The sequence below is a fragment of the Myxococcales bacterium genome (assembly GCA_022563535.1).
In the GTDB taxonomy this organism is placed as follows: Bacteria; Myxococcota_A; UBA9160; order UBA9160; family UBA4427; genus DUBZ01.
The window spans coordinates 13103-37092 of record JADFNE010000018.1 but is presented as its reverse complement, the minus strand read 5'-3'; the positions used below and the strand labels follow the sequence as shown (position 1 = coordinate 37092).

24 protein-coding genes are annotated in these 23990 nt (G+C 60.9%); 7 read left to right on the top strand and 17 right to left on the bottom strand.

Features of this window, described 5'->3' with window-relative positions:
* Positions 1 to 17 precede the first annotated feature (17 nt).
* Together IH881_07950 and IH881_07945 are read right to left on the bottom strand one after the other, a co-directional pair.
* Positions 18 to 1478, bottom strand: a complete 1461-nt coding sequence (locus tag IH881_07950; GenBank protein MCH7867617.1) for a sigma-54-dependent Fis family transcriptional regulator — start codon at positions 1476 to 1478, stop codon at positions 18 to 20.
* Positions 1479 to 1484: 6 nt separating this feature from the next.
* Positions 1485 to 2636 (bottom strand): HAMP domain-containing histidine kinase, encoded by a 1152-nt coding sequence (locus tag IH881_07945; protein MCH7867616.1) that lies wholly within the window; start codon positions 2634 to 2636, stop codon positions 1485 to 1487.
* 144 nt (positions 2637 to 2780) lie between these two features.
* On the opposite strand from IH881_07945, the gene ligA reads away from it, so the two are divergent.
* Entirely contained in the window at positions 2781 to 4841 is a 2061-nt protein-coding gene (gene ligA, locus IH881_07940) for an NAD-dependent DNA ligase LigA (protein MCH7867615.1), read from the top strand.
* A 105-nt stretch (positions 4842 to 4946) separates the two neighbouring features.
* Here the strand turns inward: ligA and IH881_07935 are convergent, their stop codons facing one another.
* From IH881_07935 to rsmI, 5 genes are all read right to left on the bottom strand, one after another.
* Positions 4947 to 5153, bottom strand: a complete 207-nt coding sequence (locus IH881_07935) for a hypothetical protein (GenBank protein ID MCH7867614.1) — start codon at positions 5151 to 5153, stop codon at positions 4947 to 4949.
* A gap of 94 nt (positions 5154 to 5247) precedes the next feature.
* On the bottom strand, positions 5248 to 5694 hold the full coding sequence (locus tag IH881_07930) for a hypothetical protein (GenBank protein MCH7867613.1): 447 nt from the start codon (positions 5692 to 5694) through the stop codon (positions 5248 to 5250).
* A 3-nt stretch (positions 5695 to 5697) separates the two neighbouring features.
* The gene (locus IH881_07925) at positions 5698 to 7527 is read right to left on the bottom strand and encodes a carbamoyltransferase (protein MCH7867612.1); all 1830 of its coding nucleotides are present in this window, start codon (positions 7525 to 7527) and stop codon (positions 5698 to 5700) included.
* 223 nt (positions 7528 to 7750) lie between these two features.
* Positions 7751 to 9451, bottom strand: coding sequence for a heparinase II/III family protein (locus IH881_07920; protein MCH7867611.1), 1701 nt, complete (start codon positions 9449 to 9451; stop codon positions 7751 to 7753).
* Positions 9448 to 10302, bottom strand: coding sequence for a 16S rRNA (cytidine(1402)-2'-O)-methyltransferase (gene rsmI, locus IH881_07915; protein ID MCH7867610.1), 855 nt, complete (start codon positions 10300 to 10302; stop codon positions 9448 to 9450). Before rsmI ends, IH881_07920 begins: the two co-directional genes overlap by 4 nt.
* An 86-nt stretch (positions 10303 to 10388) precedes the next feature.
* On the opposite strand from rsmI, the gene IH881_07910 reads away from it, so the two are divergent.
* Positions 10389 to 10862, top strand: coding sequence for a YraN family protein (locus IH881_07910; GenBank protein ID MCH7867609.1), 474 nt, complete (start codon positions 10389 to 10391; stop codon positions 10860 to 10862).
* Between the two features lie 79 nt (positions 10863 to 10941).
* Here IH881_07910 and rplS read toward each other — a convergent pair whose 3' ends face one another.
* The 10 genes from rplS to alr all read right to left on the bottom strand — a co-directional run bounded on the left by rplS (position 10942) and on the right by alr (position 18757).
* On the bottom strand, positions 10942 to 11433 hold the full coding sequence (gene rplS / locus IH881_07905) for a 50S ribosomal protein L19 (protein ID MCH7867608.1): 492 nt from the start codon (positions 11431 to 11433) through the stop codon (positions 10942 to 10944).
* Positions 11430 to 12203, bottom strand: coding sequence for a tRNA (guanosine(37)-N1)-methyltransferase TrmD (gene trmD, locus IH881_07900; GenBank protein ID MCH7867607.1), 774 nt, complete (start codon positions 12201 to 12203; stop codon positions 11430 to 11432). The genes rplS and trmD overlap by 4 nt, the downstream gene beginning before the upstream one ends.
* Before the next feature lies 1 nt (position 12204).
* The gene (gene rimM / locus IH881_07895; GenBank protein MCH7867606.1) at positions 12205 to 12825 is read right to left on the bottom strand and encodes a 16S rRNA processing protein RimM; all 621 of its coding nucleotides are present in this window, start codon (positions 12823 to 12825) and stop codon (positions 12205 to 12207) included.
* 145 nt (positions 12826 to 12970) lie between these two features.
* Positions 12971 to 13180, bottom strand: a complete 210-nt coding sequence (locus IH881_07890; protein ID MCH7867605.1) for a KH domain-containing protein — start codon at positions 13178 to 13180, stop codon at positions 12971 to 12973.
* Positions 13181 to 13212: 32 nt separating this feature from the next.
* Positions 13213 to 13479 (bottom strand): 30S ribosomal protein S16, encoded by a 267-nt coding sequence (gene rpsP, locus IH881_07885; GenBank protein ID MCH7867604.1) that lies wholly within the window; start codon positions 13477 to 13479, stop codon positions 13213 to 13215.
* Positions 13480 to 13824: 345 nt separating this feature from the next.
* The gene (locus IH881_07880) at positions 13825 to 14193 is read right to left on the bottom strand and encodes a DUF721 domain-containing protein (GenBank protein ID MCH7867603.1); all 369 of its coding nucleotides are present in this window, start codon (positions 14191 to 14193) and stop codon (positions 13825 to 13827) included.
* Positions 14194 to 14203: 10 nt separating this feature from the next.
* Positions 14204 to 15484 carry a DUF1015 domain-containing protein gene (locus IH881_07875; protein MCH7867602.1) on the bottom strand — a complete coding sequence of 427 codons (1281 nt, stop codon included), beginning with the start codon at positions 15482 to 15484 and terminating at the stop codon, positions 14204 to 14206.
* 89 nt (positions 15485 to 15573) lie between these two features.
* Positions 15574 to 16233, bottom strand: a complete 660-nt coding sequence (locus tag IH881_07870; GenBank protein ID MCH7867601.1) for an L-threonylcarbamoyladenylate synthase — start codon at positions 16231 to 16233, stop codon at positions 15574 to 15576.
* A gap of 8 nt (positions 16234 to 16241) precedes the next feature.
* Entirely contained in the window at positions 16242 to 17534 is a 1293-nt protein-coding gene (gene purD, locus IH881_07865; protein ID MCH7867600.1) for a phosphoribosylamine--glycine ligase, read from the bottom strand.
* Positions 17535 to 17599: 65 nt separating this feature from the next.
* Positions 17600 to 18757, bottom strand: a complete 1158-nt coding sequence (gene alr / locus IH881_07860; GenBank protein MCH7867599.1) for an alanine racemase — start codon at positions 18755 to 18757, stop codon at positions 17600 to 17602.
* On the opposite strand from alr, the gene thiS reads away from it, so the two are divergent.
* The 5 genes from thiS to IH881_07835 all read left to right on the top strand — a co-directional run bounded on the left by thiS (position 18721) and on the right by IH881_07835 (position 23985).
* On the top strand, positions 18721 to 19308 hold the full coding sequence (gene thiS, locus IH881_07855; protein MCH7867598.1) for a sulfur carrier protein ThiS: 588 nt from the start codon (positions 18721 to 18723) through the stop codon (positions 19306 to 19308). The genes alr and thiS overlap by 37 nt on opposite strands.
* Before the next feature lie 3 nt (positions 19309 to 19311).
* Positions 19312 to 20088 carry a thiazole synthase gene (locus IH881_07850; GenBank protein ID MCH7867597.1) on the top strand — a complete coding sequence of 259 codons (777 nt, stop codon included), beginning with the start codon at positions 19312 to 19314 and terminating at the stop codon, positions 20086 to 20088.
* Positions 20089 to 20109: 21 nt separating this feature from the next.
* On the top strand, positions 20110 to 20754 hold the full coding sequence (locus tag IH881_07845; GenBank protein MCH7867596.1) for a thiamine phosphate synthase: 645 nt from the start codon (positions 20110 to 20112) through the stop codon (positions 20752 to 20754).
* A gap of 191 nt (positions 20755 to 20945) precedes the next feature.
* On the top strand, positions 20946 to 22415 hold the full coding sequence (locus IH881_07840) for a trypsin-like peptidase domain-containing protein (protein ID MCH7867595.1): 1470 nt from the start codon (positions 20946 to 20948) through the stop codon (positions 22413 to 22415).
* A gap of 52 nt (positions 22416 to 22467) precedes the next feature.
* Positions 22468 to 23985, top strand: coding sequence for a Do family serine endopeptidase (locus IH881_07835; protein ID MCH7867594.1), 1518 nt, complete (start codon positions 22468 to 22470; stop codon positions 23983 to 23985).
* The last annotated feature ends 5 nt before the right edge of the window (positions 23986 to 23990 follow it).

Genomic DNA, 23990 nt, shown 5'->3' with positions numbered 1-23990 from the left:
GCTGCAGCCTCGAGGGGCTAGTCCGCCTCGAGCCCGCATTCACGGATTTTCTGTAGGAGCGTTTTGTAGCTCACGTTCAGCAGCTTGGCCGCCTGCTTGCGGTTCCAGCTGGTGCGCAACAGAATGCGCTCGATGGTTTCGCGTTCGACCTGTTGGGCCATCTTGCGCCCGACCTCTCGCAGCGGGATATCACCGGCGGTTTCTTCGATTTCCTCGAGCAACGTCTGGAGCGCCGAGCGACCGGCCATCTCGCCGATTTTCTGCCGCTCGAGATCGGCGAGAATCGAGTCTTCGCTCTCGAGCACCACAATGCGTTTGATCATGTTCTCGAGTTCGCGGATATTTCCTGGGAAATCATAGAGTTCGAACGCGCGCATCACTGCGGGGGACAGAACATGCTGCGGGCGTCGATAGCGAGCGCTGTAGCGAGCCATGAAATTCTCGCACAGGCCCTCAATTTCTTCGCGTCGCTCACGCAGGGGCGGGATCACAATATTGACCACGTTCAAGCGAAAATAGAGGTCTTCGCGAAAATCGCCGCTGCTCACCAATTCGAGCAGTGGTTGATGGGTCGCACACACCACTCGCACATCGACCTTGATGTCTTTGTTCCCACCAAGCCGGGTGAACTCTCGATCCTGTAGCACCTGAAGCATCTTGGCCTGCAGTCCAGGGCTCATCTCGGCAATCTCGTCGAGAAAGATCGTGCCGTGGTTGGCAATCTCGAATCGCCCGGGCTTCCTGGCGAATGCCCCGGTAAACGCTCCCTTCTCATAGCCGAACAACTCGCTTTCGAGCAGTTCTTCGGGCAGCGCCGCGCAGTTGACCTTGACAAATTTCTTGTCTCGCCTGCTCGACTGCTGGTGAACCGCGCGCGCCACGATTTCCTTGCCGCAACCGCTTTCTCCCTGGATCAAAACGGTTACGTCGGTGTCCGCGATCTGCTCCAGCACTTCGTGGATTTTGCTCATCGCGTCGCTCGACCAGGCGACGCTATCGGGATCAGCCAAGCTATTGATTTCAGTGTTCGAGCAGACACCCCCGCTGCGGTCCGCATGATCAAAAATCGCTGCCAGCGCGAAGTCGAGATCTTCCTCTTCGAAGGGCTTGTTCAGATAGTCGACCGCTCCCAACTGCATGGATTCTACGATCGACGAAGCGCGTCCGATCACGGAGAGCATCACAACGGGCAGGTCGAGGTTGAACTCGCGAATTCGACGCAGGGTTTCAATGCCGTCGATGCCGGGCATCATGATGTCTAGCAGCACCGCGTCGGGAGCCGCACCGCCTTCGAGCAGTGCCAGTGCGTTGCGGCCGTCTTCGGCCGTATCCACGTCGTAACCCTTTGCCTCGAGCAAATGAGCGAGATAGGTCCGAATTCCCTCGGCATCGTCCACAATGAGGATGCGGCGCCGGGGTGCCCCCTTGGCGCGGTTGCCATTCGATTCCTGGCTCTTTCGATTTCGGCTGGTTGCCATCTTCGCCTAGCACTCCACCTGAGAGTCACGAACGACTGCGGGGATCAAGAACGCGAAACGACTCCCCCTGCCGGGGGCGTCTTCGACCCGGATCTCACCGTCGTGGGCATTCAAAATGCGACGGCAGATTGCGAGGCCGAGCCCCACTCCCCCCGACCGCCGATCGCCTGCGCTGCGGACGTAGGGCTCGAAGATCCGCTCGGAATCGGCAGCCGAGATACCCGGACCGTCATCGGTCATTGCTACTTCGATCATGGGCTGGTGATCTCTCGAAACCTCGCGAACGCTCACGTTGATCTCACTGCCAAATTTTGTGTACTTCACGGCATTGCCCAGCAGGTTGGTCAACACCTGCCCGATCCGAACCGGATCGAACCGCCCGAGCTGTAGCTCGCTTTTCGCTTCGATTTCGACTGTGAGTTTTTTCTCTTCGAGAAGCGGCAGGAAAAACTCGATGACCGCGCGAACCGCCGGGACCATCGGTAGATCCGCCAGACTCAAAGCGATTGCGTGGGTAGGATCGTAGGATGCGTCCAAAAGGTCAAGTACGAACCCGTTGAGCCGCTGACAGCTGTCCCGACTCTCCTCGAGATAGTGACGTTGTTCTTCAGACAATTTTCCTGCGCGCTCGGAGAGCAACATCTTGCTGTAACCCGAAATTACAGTGAGTGGAGTTCGAAGTTCGTGACTCAGCAGCGCAATCAACTCGCTGCGGTCCCGGCTGAATTCTCGGCGAACGCTCTCGAGCTGGGTGTCGGCTGATTGGACCCGTCCCGTATTGTAACCGGCTTCAGGATCCGGGGTTGTATCGGTTAGCAACCAGAGTTCTTCTGCAGGAATGTCGTCCCTGGCCGGCACGTCGATCTGATCGACTCTCACGATTCGCTCACCTGCTCCGTGCCGATACGCGAATCGGTACACCTTCGATCCCGATGTCACGGGGAGTTCGACCTGAACGCCAAGCTCAGCCAACAGCTTGGCCAGGGGACGACCTCGGAGATCGAGTGCGGGATCACTCCCCAATAAATCCGCCAGCCCATCGCTTGCCCAAACAATTTCGCCACCCCGGCACAACGCGACAACGGGATTGCGGGCATCCGCCGCGAGCGGCGTACCCCCCGCGGGCCCGTCGCAGTGCTGTAGTGCCGAACTTTCCATGGATCCTCCTGGCGAATCCTCCTCGCACGCCGTGTTATGTTTCGACCTTCAAGCTGCGAGAAGAATGCCTGTGGTCTCATCGCCTCAGCGCCATGTCTTCTTTAATGGGTTTCGCGCGCATTCCGGCTGGAGAAGCGTCTTTCAATGTCCCCTAAAGCGTCCTCAAAAGCGGCCACCGCCAAGCGTCGGATGGAGCAACTTGCGGATGAACTAGACCGGCATAGTCGCCGCTACTACATCGAAGATCGGCCGGAAATCGCCGATGCCGAATACGACGAGCTGTTTCGCGAATTGCAGTTTCTCGAGGAGGAGCACCCCGAGTGGGCCCGGGCCAATTCACCGACCCAGCGCATCGGATCACCGCCTGCAGAAGGCTTCAAATCCCTTCCCCATCTTTCGCCAATGCTCTCGCTGGACAATGCGATGGACGAAGCCGAGCTGCGCGCCTTCGTGGATCGCGTCGCGCGCCTGCTCGATCGCAGCGACGAAGCTAGCAACGAACCCATGATCGGAGAGCCAAAACTCGATGGCGCCGGAGTCGAGCTGATCTATCGCAACGGAAGATTCGATGCTGGTTTGACGCGCGGCGACGGCACGGTCGGCGAGGACATCAGCGCGAACCTTCGTCAAATTCTTTCTGTACCCATGCAACTCGACGATTCGGCGGGCAAATTGCCGGAGCTGGTTTCGGTTCGCGGAGAAGTCGTACTTCCGATTGCGGCGTTCAAGCGGCTCAATGCAAAACGCATGAAGCTCGAACTCGAACCCTTCGCCAACCCTCGCAATGCCGCCGCCGGGGGACTCCGTCAACTTCACGATATCGACGTCGAACGCCTGCGTTCCCTCGAGTTTCGCGCTTACGCCCTCGAGGAAGGCCGTCCAAAGGAGCTCGAAACTCAGCTTTTGATTCTCGCGCAACTCGAGTCCTGGGGGTTCCTCGTCTCACCGGAATGCACGCTGTGTAAGGACTTCCAGAGCGCGGTGGCGTTTCATCAGAAGCAACTTGCCGCGCGCGACTCGCTTCCGATCGAAATTGACGGCACGGTCTTCAAGATCAACAACCTCGCACTGCAAGTCGAACTGGGCAGCCTGTCCCGCACCCCGCGTTGGGCCATCGCCTTCAAGTTCCCGCCCGAGCAGGCCACCACCCGGTTGGTCGACATCGAAGCCCAGGTCGGGCGCACCGGCGCATTGACACCCGTTGCAAAGCTTGAACCCGTTCAGGTTGGCGGCGTCGTCGTTTCGAACACCTCGCTCCACAACCAGGACGAGATCGACCGCAAGGATCTGCGAATCGGAGACCGCGTGGTCGTACAGCGCGCGGGCGACGTGATCCCACAGATCGTCCGGGTCATTTTGGCGGATCGACCCACTGGAAAAAGCGTTCCCGAGCGATATCGCCTGCCGACGAACTGCCCCGTGTGCGGCAACGCTACGCTCCGCCTCGAAGGCGAGAGCGTCACCCGTTGCCCCAACATCGATTGTCCTGCCCAGCTGAAGAACAATGTCTGGCATCTCGCGAGCCGTGGCGCCCTCGACATCGACGGTCTCGGCCAGAAAATCATCGACCAGTTGGTAGACCTCGAGCACGTCACCCGGCTCTCGGATTTGTTCGCCCTCGAGCGACAGAGTCTGGTCGAGCTCGAGCGCATGGGGGGAAAGTCGGCCGACAATCTGATGAACAGTCTCGCCAAAGCAAGGGAGACGACGTTCGCCCGCTTTCTCATCGCCCTCGGCATCCGACACGTTGGCGCCACCATCGCCGAAATCCTGGCCGACGCCTTCGTCGACCTGGGCGGTCTGATGGAAGCAACCGCCAGCGACATCGCTGGCATCGAGGGGCTTGGACCCACGATCGCCGAGAGCGTCGCCAGTTTCTTTTCAGATCCGCACAACCGCGCTGAAGTCGAGCGGATGGTCGAACTCGGCGTTCGCTGGAAGACCCCCTCACAGGTTCAGGGCGAGCGGAGCGCGCAACCGCTGGTGGGCAAGACGTTCGTTCTGACGGGCAGCTTGAGTGCTCCACGAGATCACTTCAAGGAGCGCATCGTCCTCGCCGGGGGCAAAGTGACGGGCTCGGTGTCGTCCAAGACCGACTTCGTGGTGGCGGGGGAGAACCCGGGCAGCAAAGTCACCAAGGCTCAGAAACTCGGCGTAGAGATTCTCGATGAGGCTGCTTTGACGAAGCTTCTCGGCGAGAGTTGAGCGTCAGTTTCCAGCCGACACGACTCCACCGATGGCGGCTTGCACCGCCGACCGCTCACCGCGCACTCATGCTACAGCGTCCGGCGCCGCCGGACGCCATGCAAGCTAGAAGAGCGTGTAAATGAACGGAGCTGCTCCAGATCCGCCGATCAACACCAGGAGCCCGAGGCCCAGGATCGAAACGATGATCGGTGCGAGCCACCATTTCTTGTTGTCCTTCAAAAAATCGACGAACTCGGTCACGAGACCCGTTCGCTCCTGGGTGGACTGAGCTGCAAAGTCATTGCTTTTGTCTGCGTCTTGATCGGCCATTACGTCTCCACACCCGCAAATGCGGTCTTGATAGGTTCAATTCCCAGTGAATCGGTGTCTAAATTCACCTACACGGCGGTCTGTTGCGTCGCACCTAGAACTGCCGAAAATAACTTTCCTTCTCCCGCGCGGGTCGACAGTCCGTCCAGTAGGACTCGGCTTCGCGGTCAATCTTTCGTTCGAGTGGATCCCGCCCGATGATGCGCATCACAATTCCCATTGGCGTGATCATGCCAAAGAACAATGTCCCCATGATCACGTACGAAAGCACCAGTCCGATCGGATACGAGGCAATCGTGAGTCCCAGGTAGACCGGGAGATTGGCCTTGGGATAGATCAGCGCGAAGATGCCCGAATAGGCCGCTAGAGCGATAAACGTATTGACCACGTAAGGCTTCGCTTCTCCGAGGCCCATCGCGAAGATAAACATCTCGTACTGGGCGATGGCCGCAATGAACCCGAACCCCGCGATCGCGAAGAAGCCAAATTCACGCAGGGTCTTCGCGTCGGGTCGGAGATTGATTTCGATCATTTGGGCCATCGATCAGTCCAGTGCAAATTCGGTGAGGTACGCCTCGAGATCAATTTCCCGGGCGTTGGGTTGGTCTTCTTTCAGCAAGACGTAGTTTTCGAGGACCAGAGCATCCATGTTGGTGTGCATGAAACAACGGTAGGCATCTTCTGAGGTTCGCACGATGGGCTCGCCGCGCACGTTGAAGCTGGTGTTGATCAACACCGGGCTCCCAGTCCGCTCCTTGAACTTACTGATGATTCCGTAGAATCGGGGGCTGCGACGCTTGTCGATGGTCTGCACTCGGGCCGAATTATCGACGTGGGTGATGGCCGGAACCACGCTGCGAAGTTGCTTGAGCTTGTCCAGTCCCTTCTCACCGTGGTCTTCGGTATCGAGCAACTTGTCGCCCTTCACTGGGGCCACGAGCAACATGTATGGGCTGTCTTCCATCGGACGCATTTCAAAAAATTCGTCGACATGCTCCTGCATCACAGCGGGTGCGAACGGCCGAAACGACTCGCGAAACTTGATCTTGACGTTCATGATCTCTTGCATCTTTGTCGAGCGCGCGTCGCCGAGGATCGATCTCGCACCCAGGGCCCGGGGACCGAACTCCATCCGACCGCCCACGTGACCCACGACCTTTTCGTCGGCGATCAACTCCGCCACGCGGTCGCAGAGTTTTTCTTCTTCGGGCAGATATTGATAGACCGCCCCCACCGAATTCAAATATTGCTCGATCGATTCCTGGGATTCCTGTTCCCCGAGCAGTGATCCTCTCTGGCTGTCGAAGCCCTTGTTATCCCGCGGGTTTTCGAGAAGCTGATACCAGACGAAGAGCGCCGCACCGAGAGCGCCACCGGCATCGCCGGCAGCGGGCTGGATCCAGAGGTTTTCGAAGGGGCCTTCGCGCAGAAGGCGACCATTGGCAACGCAGTTGAGCGCGACGCCACCGGCCAGGGTGAGGTTCTTCGAACCCGTCAACTCGTGAGCCGTTCGGGCGGTGCGCAGCACCACTTCTTCGGTCACGACTTGAATCGACGCCGCGATGTCCATTTCGCGCTGGGTAATTTCGCTTTCGGACTTACGCGGCGGGCCACCAAACAATTCGTTCATCTTCGGTGACGTCATGACGTCGTCGTAGCAGTACGCAAAATACGACATGTCCATCTTGAAGGAGCCATCGGCCTTCAGGTCGATCAGGTTGTCGAGGATCAAGTCGCGGTAGATCGGCTCGCCATAGGGTGCCAGGCCCATCAGCTTGTACTCGCCACTGTTGACCTTGAAACCCGTGAAGTAGGTGATGGCCGAATAGAGCAGGCCGATCGAATGGGGAAAGCGCATCTCCTTCAACATCGTGATCTCGTTGCCCACACCGTGGGAGATGCTGCCGGTGGCCCATTCGCCGACGCCGTCCATCGTGAGGATCGCCGCGTCATCAAACGGCGATGGGAAAAACGCGCTCGCCGCATGGGACTGGTGGTGTTCGGTGAATACGAAGCGTCCCTTGTACTTCCCTTCCAAACCCGCATCGAGTTCGCGGGGCGTATGGAGTTTTTCCTTGAGCCACAGAGGAAGACCCATCATGAAGAGTTTGAATCCACGCGGCGCATAGGCGATGTAGGTCTCGAGAATACGATCGAACTTCAGCAGCGGTTTGTCGTAGAAGGTGACCAGATCGAGATCTTCGTGCGAGATACCAGCTTCGGCCAGGCAGTAGTCGATCGCGTGTTTTGGGAATCGATAGTCGTGCTTCTTCCGGGTAAACCGTTCTTCCTGGGCTGCGGCCACGATCACACCGTCCTGCACGAGGCAGGCGGCGCTGTCATGGTAATAGGCAGAAATTCCCAGGATGTTCATTGGGTGCTCCGACATGGGTTGATCGCATCGCGATCACGGCGTCAGGGGGTGAGTGGCCAGCGACCCTCGTAAGGAGTCACAGTATTCGAGTCTGCGCGGCGGGGATTACACTACCTCACATCGGTGTCGGGCTCTTCTGGTATAAGGAAATTCCACTCGACCGGCAGCTCACATGCAGAACTTGAACAGCACGATGCAATCCGCTCGCCATCTTCAACCGCAGTTATCGACGGTGGTCCCCTTCATCACTGACAGAAAAGCGCCATGTCCCCGCTTTGAACCCGTCGGCTTTTCCCACCAGACACGCGCGCTCGACGTGCTCGCCGAAGCGCGGGAAATAGGAACTGCGCTCGATCGCCCAATTGACCCCGCTCGGCAGTTCGATCGTCAGTCTCCTGCGATCTCGAAGTCTGAGCGAGAGTTCGGACCGATCGCCCACACCCGTCCCATCGCGATCACGATCCGCGCTGATGGCGCCCAGTTCCGGTTCCAAGCCCGGTGCCAGAGGGAGCACGAACGTCAGAGGCACCAACTCTCCTTCGATTCGATCTTCAATCATGAGTTGGCCGTCCGCCAACTGAAATGATCGATGGTGTCGTGTCCTGGGTCGCGACCAACTCGTGCAGTGAGCATCGAGACGGCTCTCCGTCGCGAGTTTGATTCCGACCGCAGAGCGGCCCCCAATCCGGTGCGGTGCCCAGATCTCAGACTGCTCAGTGTCGTCGATTTGCAGCGTGGCATGTGAAACAGTCCGGCGACTGATCTCTCGCAGTATTCCCGGTATGTACTCGCTGACTCCCGTGTCCGTGACCACGCGTTCGGTTCCCACCGAAAGTTCGAACGAGAGCGCATCGCAGTGGGCGTGTCCCGGCTGGTAGGCGGGCGAAGGAGGCGATGCCGTTGCGATCAATACGAGATCTCGGCTCTCCATCCGGTACACCCCCGCATCCACGAGTGCGCCAGCCGGTGTGGGACACTTCGCTTCGATGCCGAGTGAACCCGCATAGGCTTCGAGCAGCTCGGGCGGGTGGGCGATGCCAAATGCCGCGTCGCCCAGCAGCGCGATCTCGGCATCGGGATGCGTCCAGACGCGATGCGCCCCGAGCATGCGTCGTGCCGCGTCCTCGAGACTGGCGATCAGCGCGGCGGGCGCACGCACGCCCGTGGCGCGGGCGAGGTTGAGCAGATCCAGGACGTTTTCGAGCAACAGGGCGTGGTACATCGGACTGCCCTCGATGTGAGAGCCATCCGCCTGTATCTGGATCGCGATTTCGCGTCGCAGATCGGATTCGAGGGCCAACCAGGCGTCGGCGCGCTCACCTTCGAAAAGCAGGCCAGCGAACACGACGCCCAGCAGATTCGAGAACAGATGATTCGCTTGCAACCTGATCTCGAGCCCGCGTGAAAGGGTCTCGATCTGCTGCGCCATCGATGCGCTCATTCGCGTCGCCTGATCTTCACGCAACGCAAGCGCGCCCGGAGTGAGCAACAGCTTGCCCCAGGAAAGGGTGCGCAGAGAAATGGGATGCGGCGCCCAGCCCGTGCCATCGACGCAGTGCTCGATCCAATCATCGATCAACTGCCAACGCGCAGGCCCGGTATGGGACGGCGCACGCAGGTAGTCGAACTGATGAAGGTGAAACGACCAGAGCGCGCCCTGACCTTCGTAGTTCCAGTCGATCTTGTCGCGGAAGTGATGAGCGCGATGAATCAGCTCGAAACCGCACGCCCCGTCGAATCGCGCATGGGCGGGGGCCGGCAGAAACGGAACACTCGCCGCCGCCACGCTACGCGTCGGCGCCGCGATCGGACGTTTTTCCGGCTTCTTGCCACCGGTGAGGACATGGAGAACCTCAGCCGCGAGCTGATGCGGACGCACGTGGCGCACGGTCCGCAGAATTTGGCCGAACTGCGCAAGCCTCACGGGCTCTCCTCGTCCTTGAGCGCCAACAACTTTGCGTAGAGTTGCTTGCGAGGAATCGCGGTTTCCCCAGCGACGAGTGCCGCAATCTCGCGTGGACGTCGCCCACTCGCGAGCAGACCGCGCAGCTTTTCGGTCAGTTCCTCATCGCCCAACATGACCTGGCCCGCGACTTTTTCATCCAGATCGCTGCCGCCTTCGACGACGATCGTGATTTCGCCCCGGGCACCGTCAGCAAAGTGCGCGGCAAGTTCACCCAGTGAACCGCGGACAATCTCTTCGTGAAGCTTCGTGAGTTCCCGGGCCACGCAGCCCCGTCGTCGCTCAAAACATTGCGCGAGCGCGAGCAACGTGTCGTGAACCCGGCGCGGCGACTCGAAGATCACCAGCGTCTCGGGTCGCGCGAGATACGAATTCAACAGGCCGGCGCGCGCACCCTTCGTACGGGGCAGAAAACCGAGAAAAGTGAACGGTGCAGCGCCCAGTCCCGCGACCGTCAATGCGCTGAGGACCGCGGAGGGACCGGGGATCGATTCGATCTCGTGCCCATCCTCGATCGCTGCAGCCACCAGGCGACCGCCGGGGTCCGAAACCAGTGGCGTACCCGCATCGGAAACCAGGGCGATCGCCCTGCCCTCGCGCAGCAGTTCGAGCACACCTTCGATACGTGACGCTTCGTTGTGTTCATGCAGGGAAATCGGCTTTGCATCGATCTGGTAGCGATCGAGCAGAATCCTGGTGCGGCGCGTGTCCTCGGCAAAGATCCGATCCGCTTCGGCGAGGCTGCGCAGCGCGCGTGGCGAGATGTCCTCGAGGTTGCCGATCGGCGTCGCTACCACGCACAAGGTTCCCATCCGCTATACTCCGCATCCCCGGTCCCGGGGAAACGACTCCATTGAGCAAACTGAGCGACAAATCAAGGCAATCGCCCGGAAACCCAATCTCCGTCCCCCGCAACTCTGGGCAGGTCAATTCTAACGAGCCCAACCCGCGGCAAACTGATGTTCCAGGCAGCGATCCGCGCCGCAGTCTGGGTGCCGAAGGCGAAGCGCGCGCCGCTTCCTTCTTGATGCGGCGAGGGTATCGCATCGAAGCGCGAAACGTCCGCTACGACGGGGTCGAGATTGACTTGATCGCGCGGCGGGGGGCACTCGTGGTCTTCGTCGAAGTCAAGACCCGCCGAACCACTCGCTTCGGCCCGCCCGAACTGGCGGTCGATCGGCGAAAGCAAGCGCGCATGATTCGGGCCGCGCTGGCGTGGTTGCATCAGCACCCGGGGCGGGCGCGAAACATCCGTTTCGACGTCATCGCCTGTTCGGTGCTCGGAAATGGCGACGGCAATCGTGGACGCGATCGCGCGCGAGACCCGTGGAAACTCGAACATTTCGTCGCCGCGTTCGACGCGGGAGACTGAGGGCTCGAGGGTCTGCCAAGTCAGGTCCGAAAACGTCAGGTCCGATCCCGGGCTCGGCATTGCGCACGAACCCGGGTGATCAGCCCTCGGACGCTTGCTTCGCGGCCTTGGCTGCGACGCGAGCGGCCTTGGCCTTCTTGCCGCGCTTCTTCTTGCTCTTGGCGCCGGAAGCATCGTCTCCCGCCGCGATGCGATCTTGTTCTTCGGGAGAAATGAGATGCGAGACGTCTCGCACCTTCGCGTGCAGCCGCGCCTTCTTGCCGGTGAGTTGGCGCATGTAATACAAACGCGAACGGCGCACGAACCCGCGACTCAGGATCTCGAGCTTGGCCACCAACGGAGACTGAACCGGAAAGATGCGTTCGACACCAACACCGTTTGAAATCTTCCGCACAGTGAAGGTTTCGCCGGCGCTGCCGCCCCGCCTGCGCAGACACAACCCCTCGAATACCTGGACGCGCTCTTTGTCGCCCTCTTTTACTTTGAAGTGAACGCGCACCTGATCACCCACTCGGAATGGGGGCAGATCTCTGCGCAGCGAGTCCTTTTCGATGAAATCGAGGCGATTCATTGTGTATCCCTTTCTCGGTTTCTCGGTCTCTCGCTCTCACGGTCCGAGTTGTTCTGATCTTGAATGTTGCCTTGAAGAAGATCCGGACGTTGCCGCCTCGTCACTTCGATTGCCTTTTCTTTGCGCCAGCGATCGATCACCGCATGATTTCCCGACAACAATTCTTCGGGGACTACGCGACCGCGAAATTCCGGCGGCCGAGTGTACTGCGGACCTTCCAAAATATCCTGTGCAAATGACTCCCGATGAATGGATTCTGCATTTCCCAGCAATCCGGGCAGCAGGCGGATCATGCCCTCGATCAGCACCATCGCCGGAATTTCCCCTCCGCACAGGACGTAATCCCCGATCGACACCTCTTCGTCGACCGCCAGATCGATCACCCGCTGGTCGATTCCCTCGTATCTGCCGCAAACCAGCACCCAATGGGGCTGCTGGGCGGCTTGCGCGAGCCACGCCTGGGTGACAGGACGCCCCTGAGGCGACAACAGCGCCACCCTGGCCCGGCGCCCCTCGCCTTTTTTGCCCGCCAGCGCCTCGATCCCCGCGACCAGGGGCTCCGGCTTCATCAGCATTCCGGGGCCGCCCCCGTAGGGACTATCGTCGACCGTGCGGTGCTTGTCGGCCGTCCAATCCCTCAGATCGTGCGCGTCTATTCTCGCAAGCCCCCGCTCTCGAGCCATGCCGACAAAGGATTCCGAGAGAAAGTTGTCGAATAGATTCGGGAAGATGCTGAGAATATCGATCTCGAGTTGGGCCCCTGACTGCATCTCAAGCTTCCGTTTCGGGGCCGTCTCCCAGATCGATCAAACCCGGGAGCGCCGCCACGACGATTCGCCGCCCCGGCAGATCGATCAACTGGGTCAATTCTCGGGCCGTCGGGATCAGGTTCTGTCGTCCGGACTCGTCTCTCACCACCAACAGGTCGTGAGCCCCGGTTTCCCAGATCTCGCGAACGGTGCCCACGGACTGCCCGTCTTCGGTTTCAACCTTGCAGCCAACCAGTTGGTGCCAGTAGAACTCGTCATCGTCCAGCGGTTCGAGGGCGGATTCGCTGCCCAGTACCAGGAGCCCGCGCAGCGCCTGCGCCGCATCTCGATCGGAAATGCCCTTCAGGCCGAGACGCGCTTCGTTTGCCCGTCCCGTACCCACAAACTGAACCTCGTGCAGCTTGGCGTTCACGTCGCCGCGCCGCTCGCCGAGCCAGACCTGGGTACAGCTCTTGAGATGTTCGTAACTCTCGCCAAAGAAGCGAACGCGAACCTGACCCTTGAGACCGTGTTCACCGACGATGCGGCCCAATTCGACCGTCAAAGGCTCGGACGGCTGCTCGTCAGCAAGGTTGTTGTTGGCAAGGTTATTGTTGGCAAGGTTTCTGGATGAGACGTTCATTGGCGGGTCGCTCGACGGGTTCGTCATATTTGTCATCGCTGTCGACGGCGTGGATGCTGTCGACGAAGAAGAGGTTTCGCGACGATCAGAAGGCATCTGGCTCCGCCCCGGGGTACTGGCCCAGCGTCGACGGGAGTCGACTGGATTAGTCGACGATCTCCAGGCGACAGTCGGTCCCCGTGTTAGACGAGCCCAGGATAGCGCGCATCGATTTGGCGATACGGCCCTGGCGACCGATCACGCGACCGCGATCCGAAGCGTTCGTCTCGAGTTCGAGCAGACTCCCGCCGTCGCAAATCACGACCTTGACGTCGTCGGGTTCGTTCACGATGCCCTTGGCGATGAATTCAACCAGCGCTGCTGCAGCCTTGCCACCGTCTTCCACGATCAGGCACCTCCGGCGGCAGGACTCGCGCCCTCGCGGCGCGCACGCGCCACCAGAGACTTCACCGTCGAGCTCATCTGAGCGCCCTTCTTGAGCCACGCATCTACGGCGTCGGTTTTCACCTTGACCTCGCCGTCCTTGGTATTGGGATCGTAGGTCCCGAGAAACTCCAGGGGACGCCCGCTTCGCTTTTTGCGCTCGTCGATCGCGATGATCCGGTAAAAGGGTCGCTTGTTGCTGCCGAGTCGTACCAGACGGAGTTTCACCATCGTCCGCAGTTCCTTTTTCAGTTCCTATTGATGCAGCGGATCGTCAATGCATTCGATCGTGCATGTGTAAAAATTCGCTGAGCTGAAATCTGCCCTGAGATCTCAGCCTTCCGGAGTGCGAAACTGCCCCGAGAACCGCCAGAACTCGGACGCTTCCCTCGCCGTTTTTCACGTCTCCAGCGTAAACGGTCGACGAATCTAGAGAAACCGCGCCCCGGGGTCAACTGCGGCCCGAATTACGCGTTCTTCCTGGCTCCTGAGGACGTTCCCGAGGACGCCCCGGAGGCCACCCGCCGGTCGGCCTCGCAGCCCGTTGCCGGCGTTGGCCCAGGCCCCACAGCCTTCTCACTCGATTCGCCCGGCCCCAACCGCATCCGCTGAGGCTCGCCAACTGTTACCGACTCGAAAGCGCAGAGCCGTCGGAGCCGTGGAACCGAGAAAATCTTTCAGGGCAGACAGAATCTCCGGCGAGCGCAAATGCAGCTGCTGGCACCAGACGCTCGAATCCACATCCGCGTGGAGCACGCCGGCCTTGATCCCAACGGGCCGGCAGTGTTCGGCGACTTCACGCCCCACGATCGCCTCCCAGTTTTCGCCGATCGCCGCGACCGGGGCAGCCAGGTCGAGCTGCATTGCGGCCAGCACGCCACCGAGCACGTCGGCAACCGCCTGAGGTTCGCGCTTTCTGCGGGCTTCTTTGTCATCCGGATCCACTGGGCGTTCCCTATTTTCGATGATCGCGGAACACTAGCCCGGTCGGCACCTTCGGGTAGAAGCAGGTCGACTTCTGCGGCATGACTTCTCTGCGCCCCGTGGTGCGAAAGACGTCGGCCGGTGTGAGTGGATTCAGATAGAGCGCAACGCTCCCGTCTCCTTCCCGAACTTCTTCCGCCGCGCGCTCCGCACTCCTTGGGAAGCCGACCGCGCCGTCGAGGATCGAGACCAGATCGAGCCCAAAGACAGACTTCAGCACATCCGATTCGAGCTCGCATACCATCAGCCGATCGCCGAGTTCTTCGTCGCGCCAGAAGATGCGCAGGCTGCCCTGGCCGTCGTCGGCGGCAAATGCAGGCTTACCCGCAAGCGGCGTGAGATGCTGTGCGAGCAACTCGCCGATCGATTTGGCGTCGCTCATCGCAACAGACTTGTGTTCCCAACTCGGCAGCCCCGCGCGCCATTGCTCCTCGCTCGGGGGTGCGGCGCAGGCGTGCTTCTTCACCACCCGGTGAATCGGCAGCAACAGGCTGCCGGGGGAATAGGCGTTGGCAAAGTAGGCCAGGGTCGACTCGTAGTTGGCGGTCGGGTTGGGCGAGGTGGCGGTCGCGCGCCGCTCGTCGCGGTACGCCAGGGCAGTCTCATAGCGATGATGTCCGTCGGCGATCACCACCGGCAATCGGCCCATGAATGACTGCACGAATTCGATGTCATCTGAGTTCGCAAGCAGCGCAAACTTGTATTCGATACCGGAATCGTCTTCGGCCTCGGCCACGGTGTCGGTTTCGAGGGCACGAGCCAGCACTGGCGCGAGCGCTTGCTCTCGGTCTTCGTACAACAAGAAAACCGAGGAAAGGTTGGCACGAGATGCGCGCAGCAGCTTGAGTCGATCGGCCTTCGGTCCAGCCAGCGTTCGCTCGTGGGGCCGGACGATGCCCTCGGTATAGTTCTCCAGACCCAGTTCCGCAAAAAAACCGATCCGTTCGAGCACAGTACCGCTGGTGACAGTGAAGCGTTGGCGCATGACGTAGTAGCGGGGTTCGCTGTCCCGAATCAAAACGCCGGACGCACGCCACTTGGCCAAAGTTGTGCCGACCTCGGCATAGTCGGTATCGGCTTCATCTGCTGGGTCGCGGGTCAGTTCGAAGCGGATGGCGTTGTGGGGATCGCGCGCAAAGAAGCTCTCGCGTTCGTCGGCTTCGATGACGTCGTAGGGCGGAACCAAGACGTTCGACAGTTTTACTTGCGCCGTGTTGTAACGCACGCCGCAGAAGGGTCGGGCCACGGTCATTCGCGGTTCACCTCCAGGGATCCCGGGGACGGTCGCATGGGGTTTACCACGATGAGCCGCTCCGCGTCACTGCCTCGACGCAATCAAGTTCAGTGAAAACCAGCGAGAACTTCCGCGAGTGCTTCTTTTCCGATCGCACCCTCGCGCAAAATCCTCGGACCGGACGCGGTGAGATTCAACACCGTACTGGGCGCTCCACCGGTTGCGTCGTGGGGACCGACCCGGAGCGCAATCACGTGTTCTGGATTGTGTGAATCCGCGAGGAGAATTGCCTGAGATTGAGTTTCAACCGGTTTCTCTCCACTGCGATTGAAGCTCGTCGCGGTCAGTGGACCGAGGCCCCGGCCGAGCGCTTCGCGAACCAACAACTTTGCCAGTGGATGATCGCTGCAGCGAAATCCGACGGCCCCGGTCGGTCCCGCAATTCCTTGCGCCAGCTGGGCGTCTGCCGGTCCCTCGATGACCAATGTGAGCGGACCCGGCCAGAAGGCCTCGGCAAGCGCCAGCAGCAGCGGATTCGGGGAAAAGCCGAGCGAGCTGAGAGCGGGAGTCCCGTCGATCAGCACTGAAATGGGTTGATCCAGCGCCCTGTCCTTGAAGGATCGGAGTCGGTCGACCGCGCGCTGGGAGTTGGCCCGGGCAGCCAGTCCCCAGACGGTTTCGGTCGGAAACGCCACCAGGCCGTCCGCTGCGAGGTGATCGAGCGCTTCAACCAGGTTTTCGGGCACGCATACCGAAGCGTCGGACATCAGATCCCTCAGCGGTTGAGGGCTCGAGAAGCGATATCTCGACGCAGCTGAGCGCCTTCGAAGGTGATCTCAGAAACCGCCTTGTAGGCCCGGTCGCGAGCCTCCTGGACTGATGCACCGCGCGCCGTCACCCCGAGCACGCGGCCGCCGTTGGTTTCGAATCCCCCATCCGAGGCACGCCGGGTGCCCGCGTGAAAAATCACCACCGATTCGTCGCCGCCGAGCAAACTCCCATCCTCGGCCAGACCGTGAATCGCGATGCCCTTGGGATATTCGCGGGGGTAGCCTTCGGAGGCGAGCACTACGCAAACGGACGCCCCAGGCCAAGCGAGCTTGCGCTGTTCGTCGAGTTCGCCCCGGGCGGCGCCCAGCAGCAAGGGAACGAGGTCGCCCTGCATGCGGACCATCAAGGGTTGGGTTTCGGGGTCTCCGAAGCGCACATTGAACTCGACGACGTAGGGCTGACCCTCTGGGTTGATCATCAAGCCGATGTAAAGCACGCCGACATACGGCATCCCATCCGCCGCCATTCCGCGAATGGCTGGCAGCGCGACTTGTTCGAAGGCGCGCCGTTCCACTTCCTTGCTCATGACAGGCGCCGGTGAGTAGGCCCCCATCCCCCCGGTGTTCTCACCGCGGTCTCCGTCGAGTGCGCGCTTGTGATCTTGCGCAGCCGCCAGGGTGACGATCCGCTCGCCGTCGGTGATGGCGTAGTAGGACGCCTCTTCTCCCTCGAGCCAGTCTTCGATAACGACGCGCGATCCCGCGGCGCCAAAGCGCAGATCCACCATCATTTCGCGCAGGGCGGCAACGGCTTCGTCCGGGTTCGCGCACATGGCAACGCCCTTGCCCGCGGCGAGTCCATCCGCCTTGACCACACAGGCGCCCCCGCGCTCGCGCACATAGGCGATTGCGGGTTCGAGGGTTTCAAAGGTCTGGTAGCCGGCCGTGGGAATTCCGTGCCGCAGCATGAAGTCCTTGGCAAAGGCCTTGCTGCCCTCGAGTTGCGCAGCCTGTGCCGAGGGTCCGAAGACCGCAAAGCCCGCGTCGCGCAGACGATCCGCCAGTCCGTCGGCCAGGGGATCCTCGGGACCGATCACGACGAGCCCCACGGATTCTCGCGTGCAAAGTGCGGTGATTGCGTCGGTATCGGCCGCGCTCACCTCCGGAAAGCAGGTCGCACAACCGGCCATGCCGGAGTTGCCCGGAGCGACCAACACGCGAGTCACGCTTTCGCTTTGCGCAATTTTCCACGCCAACGCGTGCTCACGACCGCCTGAGCCAATGACGAGTACGTTCACGAAAACTCCTTCTGCGCCGAACGACTGCGCGAAGCAGTTTTAACGGTGTGCCGAGTCCAAGTCAATCAATCGGACACCGCGGGGTCTACTTCTCGACGCGGCACCCGCTGGCCCACCCGAACCAGCAGTTCGTAGGGAATCGTTTCTGCCCAGGCGGCGGCCTCTTCGACTGAAATGCCCGCTTCGTCGACTGCAGCATTCCCGAAAATGACCGCGCGATCCCCGAGACCGACGCGCGCTCCCTCGTCCCGGCCGCCGACGTCGATCGTGATGTAGTCCATCGACACCCTGCCCACGATCGGATGTCGTTTCCCCGCCAGCCAGACCCAGCCATGGCCCGAAGTCGCGCACGGAACACCGTCCGCGTAACCCAACGGGAGCGTCGCGATTCGGGTTTTTTGCACGACCCGGAAGGTCGCGCCATAGCCAACGGGCTGGCCTGGAACCACATCCTGCAGCCGGACCACCTGGGTTTGCAGACACATCACCGCCCGCAAGGATGCGTCGTCAAAATGGGGAGCGGGGCAAACGCCGTAGAGCATCAGGCCGGGACGCACTGCGGTACCCTCTGGCAGCGCATCCAGGAGCGACTTTCCCGCGAGCAGCCCGGCGGAGTTGGACGCGTGAACAATTCGGGGCTCGACGCCCTGCTCCCTCGCCGATGCCAAAATCCGGCGGAAGCTCGCCAATTGTTCGAAACAGGGTTCGAGATCAGTTTCGTCGGCCCGACTGAAGTGGGTGAATACGCCGGCAAGATTGAGTTCCGCCGTGCCCGCGACCCGAACCAGCAAATCGACAGCCGACTCCGCCGCGACACCCATCCTGGACATCCCGGTGTCGACCTCGACCTCGACCTCGATCGGTGCACCCGAGCAGCGACCGGCTGCTACCGCCAGGCTGAGGGTTTCGTCGTCGTAGACAACCGGCGTCAGACGCCGTCCGCTGGCCTCTTCGGCTTCGGCGCGGCTGTGCAGTCCTGAAAGCACCAGGATGTCCGGGGCGTCCAAACCGGCGTCGCGCAGGACCGCGGCTTCGTCGACCGAAGCGACCGCGAGCCGGCGACATCCCTCCTCGACCAAGATTCTCGCCACCGATGCGACGCCGTGACCATACGCATCCGCCTTGACGACGCCGATCAGCTCGCGCCCCTGGGAGAGCCTGCCGACAAGTGCTGCGTTGTCCCGCAATGCCGCGAGATCAATCGTCGCTTCGCTGGTCCCCACCTTCTCCATGCCACACCCCACCAAGCTGGACTGTCCCACCACCCAAAATCCGCATTTCGGCCCGCACCGGCTCAAGCCAGAATCGGCGAGAGGTGGGCGCAGGCGAAGTAAAGCGCAGCCACCAGGCTCGCGCCGTCGCTCGGCAACATGACTCCAAAATCGTCACCACAAGCGTGCACTTTGAAACGGTTGCGAGCCATGAGCCGGAGCCCACCTCTCGCCGATTCTGGCGTCTCCCGATCAACAGCAAACCACGAATCCCAAACCAATCGCCAATACCACTCAATTTTCACCCCAACGACTACACACCCAAGCGCCCATCTCGCTACGATGGGTTCGTGAATCCCGACCCCCATATAAGCGTCAACGGTGACCCACGCGAGGTTCCGGAGGGCTGCACCCTGGATCAACTATTGGGGATGCTCGATCTTCGCGATCGTCGCGTCGCGGTGGCAATCAATCGCGGCATCGTGCCCCGGGCACGCTACGCCGCTTCTGTGATCGCGGATGGCGATCGAATCGAGATCCTCGAAGCCGTCGGAGGAGGCTGAATCATGTCCAGCAGCTATCAGTTTGGTGAGTACAAGTTTTCGTCTCGCCTGATCATCGGCACGGGCAAGTACGAGTCGTTCGAGCAGAACCTCGCCTGTGTAGAAGCCAGCGGTGCCGAGATGGTCACGGTGGCCCTGCGCCGGGTAAATTTCGACCGCGAAGCCGGCCCCCTTCTGCTGGACTTCATCAAACCCGATCGCTACACGATTCTTCCCAATACCGCCGGTTGTTATACGGTTGAAGACGCGGTGACGACCGCTCATCTCGGACGCGAACTTCTCGACACAAAATTGATCAAACTCGAGGTGATCGGAGACGATCGCACTTTGTTCCCGGACGTAGCGGGAACCCTCGAGGCCGCAAAGATTCTGATCGACGATGGCTTCGTCGTGCTTCCCTACATCACCGACGATCCAGTTGCGTGTCAGCGCCTGGAGGCGATGGGGTGTCCGGTCGTGATGCCGCTGGCGGCGCCGATCGGCTCGGGACTCGGGGTCCGCAACCCGACAAATCTTCGCATCATCATGGAAACGGTCGAAGTGCCGGTGATCGTGGACGCGGGCGTGGGGACGGCGAGCGACGCCGCACTGGCAATGGAGCTCGGAGCCACGGCCGTATTGATGAACACCGCGATCGCTCACGCCAAAGATCCACTGGCGATGGCCAAAGCGATGCGGTTGGGCGTCGAAGCGGGGCGCCTCGCCTATGAAGCCGGCCGCATGCCTCGACGACTCTACGCTTCGGCTTCGAGTCCGCTCGATCAGATCGCTTCTTTTTAGGAAGACGCTGAAGGCTCCGTTTTGACAGACGCCGATCTAGCGCAAAGACCGATTCTCTGTCTCGTCGTCGATCGGAACTGCGGCGCAGTCCCGATCCTCGAAGCCGTAGAAGCCGCCGTCGCGGGGGGCGTCGATTGGGTTCAAATTCGCGAGCGAAGTCTCGAGTCAGCACCGCTGCTCGAGTTCGCACGGGATATTGAAGCTGCGGTCCGGCGCGGCGCGGGAAATCGAAAAGTACGCCTGTTCGTGAATCGGCGCATCGACATCGCCCTCGCCCTTGCGGCCGACGGTGTTCATCTTGGGTTCGACGCGCTCTCACCCGAGCGGGCCCGCGCCCTGCTCCCCCCCAACGCAATCATCGGATGTTCCGTTCACAGCGCAGCCGAAGCGAAGACCGCCGCCGATGCCGACGCCAATTATGTGCAGCTGGCCCCGATCTATCCTCCACTCTCCAAACCCGCGGGTGGCCCAGCCCTCGGGACTGCCGCCGTGAGCGAAGCGCGCGCTCACGGAATCGCAGTGCTGGCCCAGGGAGGGATCCAAACCCAGCACTGCGCCGAACTCGTGCGGGCGGGAGCAACCGGCATCGCTGTCACCGGGTCGATCTTGCTGAGTGACGATCCACGACTCGCCTCCTCGTCGCTGCGCGCGGCGCTAGACGGCTAGGGTTTCGTATCAGGCGAATCCGCAATCGAACAAAGTACGGTTCAGCCGCGTCTAAGCTGAGCGACTCCAGGCGGGCAAAGCCACTGGCGCGAACGAAGCCATTTGCGCTTTGGGACGAGTTCGTGGCCGAGCTAGCCTGTAACCCATTCGCATCCGCACGGGAAACCCGGCGGAAAACAAGAGGTCTTTCGATGAAGGGCAAGATGAATCTCATCGATTTTCCGTGGATCGCACGAACCCGCAATCAGCTGGCACACGGCGCGCCCGTGCTTGCGGTTGCGCTGCTGTGCCTCATGGAGAGCCTTGCGGCTTCGACACCCGCTCGGGCCGCCGATCCGTTTCTGCGTCGGACCGCAGCGGTTCAGGTCGTCGAACGGGTCGGGCCGGCGGTCGTCAACATCACCACCGATCTCTCCGACTCGAAGCCCGAGTCCTTCCAGTCCCGAGAGAGGAACCGAAACAACTTCTACCGCGACTTTCTGCGACCGCGCGGACGAGACTCGAAGGCAAGCATTCTCGGATCCGGAGTCATCATTGACCCGCAGCGACACGTTCTCACCAATGCACATGTGATCGCCGGTTCGAACCGCATTCGCGTCACCCTGGCCGACGGCCGGGAATTTCCCGCCAGCCTGGTCGGCGCCGCGCCAAACAATGATCTCGCGGTACTCAAGATCGAAACCGACGAAGACTTGCCCTGGATCCCGACTGGGGTTTCCAACGACCTCATGGTCGGAGAGCCGTTGATCGCCATTGGCAACCCCTTCGGATTGTTCTCCAACAGCGTGACCACGGGGGTGCTGTCGGCGATCAATCGCTCGGTCGTCATCGATGGCGACTACTACTACGGGTTCTTGCAGACCGATGCGTCGATCAATCCCGGCAACTCGGGGGGCCCTCTATTGAACGCCGAAGGCACTTTGATCGGGATCAATACCGCCATCTACAAAGGCGCCCAGGGAATTGGCCTGGCCATTCCGATCGACACGGCCAATCGGGTCATCGCCGAACTCCTCGAGCACGGCGAGATCCCTCCCCCGTGGATCGGTCTCCAGTTTCGGATTCTCGATCCCGCGCTGCGAACCGTAATGAAGCTGCCCGAAGGCGTTTCGGGCACGCTGGTAACCGATGTCGAAAAGGGAAGCCCCGCGGAAAGCGCTGGCATGCTGCGCGGCGATCTCGTGATCAGCATCGATGGACACAACGTGGGTCGCGATCGCACGTTATTTGAAGCCCTGAACTCATCGTTGGTCGGCCAGACTCTCGAATTGGAGGTTTGGCGGAACGGGGCCAGCCACAAAATTGATGTGGTGGGCACGGATCTACCCGACCACGTCGTCAGAAATATGGCGCTCCAGTATTTGGGAATGAATCTCTCCCAGGAAATCTCGAACGGTTTCAAAATCAACAAACTCGACGCCAACTCTCCTGCTGCGTTCATGGGCATTCGAGGCGGTGATGTCCTGCTGCGCATCAACGGCCGGGGACTGCGTGACATCGACGATTTGCGGCGGGCCATGGTCGATTTGCGCCGAGACTACATATCGATGCATGCGCAAAACCGGGTAATGCTCTTGCTTCGCCGAGGCCGTCACGTGCGACACTTCTCATTGCCGAGCTACGAAAATTTCACCGCGCTTCGAAAGAGTCGAGGCGGCTGAGCACCCAATCCGCGTCTAAACTAATGGATCGGACCGGAAGGAACAGCGAGATATGACTGCAACGCGAACCACGCAATACTGGCCGATGTACCTCGCACTGTTTGCCGCCATCGCCCTGATCGGCGCCGGTAGCGACCGAGCCAATGCATTCGATCTATTCGGCAGCTCCGATGACAGCTCTGCGAAAATGGACGAAGGCCCATCGAGCGAGTCGCTGTGGAAAGAGATCGAAAAACCGATCTTCATAAAGCCGAAAGGCGTCCCGGATTCGTTCGCCGATCTCGCCGAGAAGGTATCCCCCGCGGTCGTCAACATTCGGGTTTCGGTTTCGAAACCCTTCAACTCGATGATTCCGCCGCAATTTCGGGACTTCCACAATTTCCCCTTCGCGTTTCCGGACCGAGACATGGACTTCCGCTCCTGGGGTGAAGGAAGCGGCTTCGTCATTTCGAGTAACGGCTATGTCGTAACCAACGCCCACGTGATCGACGGTGCTGATGAAATCGAAGTCATCCTGCTCGACGGCAAGAAGTTTCGGGCGGAGATCATTGGCGTCGATAAAAAGACCGACATCGCCCTGATCAAGGTCGAGTCCGATGAACCCCTCGCCACCATCCCGCTCGGCGATTCCGATTTGGTGCGCCCGGGGCAATGGGTCGTGGCCATCGGCAACGCAATGAGTCTCGAACACACGGTCACGGCCGGGATCGTGAGCGCAAAACATCGCTACCTCGCCCGGGGAAACTACGACGATTTCATTCAGACCGACGCCGCGATCAACCCGGGCAATTCCGGCGGTCCTCTGATCAACCTGGCGGGCGAGGTGATCGGGATCAATTCTGCGATCAACCCTCGCGCCAACACGATCGGCTTCGCGGTTCCGATCAACATGGTCAAACAAATTCTCCCGCAACTCCGAGCCAAGGGTCACGTCACGAGAAGTTGGTTGGGCGTCGAAATTCACGAATTGACCGAACCACTCAAAGAAGAGCTGGGAACCAATGGCGGAGCCCTGGTCAATCGAGTGCTCAGCGCGACTCCGGCGATGAAAGCCGGGATCGAAGATGGTGACGTGATCGTCAGATTCGATGGGAACCCCGTCGCAAATCATCGACAGCTTCCGAACATCGTTGCGCGCACACCGGTCGATCGAAAGGTCGAGGTCGAGGTGCTTCGCGACGGCGTGAAGAAAATCATCACCGTCACCCTCGCTGCGATGGAGGAGCCCGAGCAAGTATTGGGTCGCTGGCGGCATTCCGAAAAAAGCGAGCCCGAACCCGCTACCACTCTCGACACCTTCGGCCTCGATGCCCAGGATCTTACGCCCGACCTCGCCGAGCAACTCGGGCTCGAGGATGATCACGGTGTGATCGTCACCCGCGTGGTTTCCGGGAGCCTGGCAGACGACGCCGGCTTGCTCCGCGGCGACGTCATCATCGAGATCGCGGGCGCGGCGGTCGGCTCGACCGCTGACCTCGACATCTTGCTCGAGAGCACGGAAAAGGGTGCGATTCTGCTCGTGCGGCGAGACCGAACCACACTCTTTATCCCCCTGAAACCTCAGGGCTGAAGCCG